Origin of the sequence: Kitasatospora sp. NPDC057542 (genome assembly GCF_042801945.1) — a bacterium.
Taxonomy (GTDB): Bacteria; Actinomycetota; Actinomycetes; order Streptomycetales; family Streptomycetaceae; genus Kitasatospora.
This window is the reverse complement of the sequence record NZ_JBHVFE010000711.1, coordinates 1-2898: the sequence shown is the minus strand read 5'-3', so window position 1 is coordinate 2898 and position 2898 is coordinate 1. Positions and strand designations below refer to the sequence as shown.

The window sequence follows — 2898 nt, the reverse complement described above, 5'->3', positions numbered from 1 at the left end:
CTCGCCGAGGAGTGGGACCCACGGCTCAAGCGCCAGGTCGGCAACTTCCCCCAGGCCTTCAGCCACGTCCCACTGATCGACACCGCCCTGCGGCTCACCCCGGCCCCCGGCCGTGCGGCGCGCGTCGACGGTGGCGGGCAGGCCTGACGGTACCGCTGGGGGCCAGGGTGCGTCCGTCGGGGCCGAAGACCACGGGACTCACCGCGCCGGTGAGCTCGGCCGGCCCGCCGAGGGTGCGGGCGTCCCACAGCCGCGCCACCTTGCCGTCATCGCTGGTCGTCCTTCGACCCCGCCGAGCTCCTGGCAGGAGCCGGCGGTGAGGATGTGCCGAATCACCGGAGGCGCTCCGGTGCCGAGGTCGGCCGTCAGCGAAGCCCCGGCCCCTCCGTGACGGGCAGGCACTCGGCGAGCAGGGCGAGGACGTCGCGCCAGGCCCGCTCGGCGTGCAGCGGGTGGTGGCCGACGCCGGGGAGAACGGTGTGGTCGACCGGCGGGTGGTGGAAGGCGTGCAGGGCTCCGCCGTAGACCGCGAGGCGCCAGTCGACGCCGGCGGCCTGCATCTCGGCGGCGAAGGCGTCCCGTTGCGCGGCGGGCATGATCGGGTCCTCCGACCCGACCCCGGCCCACACGGGGCAGCGGATGCGCGTTGCCTCGCCCGGTCGGCCCGTGGTGAGGGCGTTGACCGTCCCGATCGCCCGCAGGTCGACGCCGGCGCGTCCGAGTTCCAGCGCGATCGCGCCCCCGGTGCCGTAGCCGATGGCGGCGATCCGGTCGGAGTCGGTCCGGGGTTCGGCGCGCAGCACGTCGAGTGCCGCACGGCCGATGCCCCGCATCCGGTCGGGGTCGGCGAGCAGCGGCATCACGCGCGCCAGCATCTCCTGCGGGTCGGTGAACCAGCGTCCGCCGTGGAGGTCGAAGGCCAGGGCCACGTACCCCAGTTCGGCGAGGGCGTCGGCTCGGCGGCGCTGGAAGTCGTTCAGGCCCGGCCCCTCGGGGCCGATCAGGACCGCGGGCCGGCGGCTGGCACCGGCAGGCAGCGCGAGGTGCCCGATCATCGTCAGTCCGTCGGCCGGGTACTCGACCGTGCGTGTCGTGACCGTTGTCATGGGACGGGACAGTAGTGCCGGCCGGGCCCCGGTCGGGCCGGTCTACGCCGTCGGCAGAGGAGGTGGCGCGGGCTCTCACGCTGTGCCGGTCGGGCAGCGGCCCGTTCCAGCCCGTCGAGGATCAGGTCGAGCCCGAACTCGAACTCGTCGCCGTACGTAGCCGGGTTGCCGCACGTGCCCGGCGCCGGACGGGCCGCCAGGCGGGGCTTTCCCGAAAAGATTTGCGACTTTTGGTCATGGTTTTGGTCGATGTGGTTAAAGACCCGGCCAAATACTCAGGTGAACCCTTGCCGATAATGTGATCACATGTGCAGGCACTGTGGCGTTGTGCGTCGCAGGGGAGGGAACGGTCCGCTCCACCGAGCGGGCCCGATCAACAGGAGTCGTACCATCAACACCGCCATCCGCAAGGCCGCCCGTGGGGCGATGCCCGTCGCCGTCACCGCCTCCGTGCTCGCCACCGGCCTCACCGCCTGCGGCACCGTCCAGCAGCTGTCCGCCGCGCAGAAGGTGTCGAAGGCCTTCGACAAGGTCGGTGACGGCAAGTCAGTCGGCTTCACCCTCTCCATCGCCGCCACCCCCGAGCAGGTCGCCGCGTTCGCCAACACCGGCGAGCACAAGGGCGGCAAGGGCCTGGTCGGCTCCGCCCGGGGCGTCGACCGCGAGATGGACGAGAAGACCGCCAAGGCGATCTCCGGCCTCTCCGTCTCGGTCGCGATCTCCGCCGACAAGCCGCTCAAGGAGGTCGAGGCCTTCAAGAACGCCGGCAAGGACGGCAAGAACACCGACCTGACGCTCGACAAGTCGGTGCGCATCTCCTACCTGCTCTCCGACCGCAGCGGCACCGCGCTGCTGGAGTACCGCCAGATCGACGGCACGGGGTACCTGCACGCCGATGCCAAGGGCCTGGTGAAGCTCGTCGGCGAGGACCCGTCCTCGGTGGACGAGCTCCGCAAGGAGCTGCCCGAGAACCTGAAGCCGGTCGGGGACGTGCTGGCCGGCACGTGGGTCTCCATCGACCTCCAGTCGCTCGCGGACCAGGCGAAGCAGTCCGACGGCAAGAAGGCCGCCCCGAGCGCCGCGCCCACCGTCGACCCGGAGCTCGGCGGCCAGCTGCTCAACTCGATCAAGGACGTGCTCGGCCGCACCGTCACGTACGAGGACAAGGGCAAGAAGGACGGCACCGAGCACCTCTGGATCAGCGCCCCGGCCCGGCAGCTGGTGGACGAGATGTACAAGGCCGTCAAGCCGCTGTCCGCCAAGTTCCCGAAGCAGTTCGGGGAGTTCCCGGACCAGGCCCCGAGCGACGTGCCGGACCGCCGGATCGGTGTCGACCTCTACCTGAAGAACGGTGACTTCTCCTCCGCCACCTTCGACCTCGCCCAGCTGGCCGACAAGGTGGAGCCGGGCGTCAACTTCCCGGTGAAGCTCGCCTTCAACCAGACCGCCCCGAACGTCCAGGCGCCGTCCGACGCGGTCAAGTTGACCAACGACCAGCTGATGGACGCGGTGCTCGGCCTGGCCACCTCGGGCGGCCCCGGTGGCTTCGACCCCGAGGACACGGGCGACCTCCCGCTCGCCCCGCCGCTGACCGACGCCCAGCTCAAGGAGCTGGCCGGGCTCGGCATCACGGACACCGAGGCGCGCGCCTTCAACCGGGCCGGCCTGACCTTCGAGGACATCAAGGAGATCGCCCAGGAGGACACCCCGCCCCGGGCCTGATCCTCACCCGGGCCCAGCCGGCGCCCGGGCCGACCGGCACCGGTGACCGGCCGACCGCACGCAAGCGGTC

At 71.7% G+C, this 2898-nt stretch carries 2 protein-coding genes; one reads left to right on the top strand and one right to left on the bottom strand.

What is annotated here, in order from left to right; all coding sequences use genetic code 11:
- Positions 1 to 365 precede the first annotated feature (365 nt).
- Positions 366 to 1106, bottom strand: a complete 741-nt coding sequence (locus ACFU7Y_RS42500; protein WP_380771801.1) for a dienelactone hydrolase family protein — start codon at positions 1104 to 1106, stop codon at positions 366 to 368.
- Between the two features lie 426 nt (positions 1107 to 1532).
- Here ACFU7Y_RS42500 and ACFU7Y_RS42495 point away from each other — a divergent pair, with 426 nt between their 5' ends.
- The gene (locus ACFU7Y_RS42495; protein WP_224280864.1) at positions 1533 to 2828 is read left to right on the top strand and encodes a hypothetical protein; all 1296 of its coding nucleotides are present in this window, start codon (positions 1533 to 1535) and stop codon (positions 2826 to 2828) included.
- Positions 2829 to 2898 lie beyond the last annotated feature (70 nt).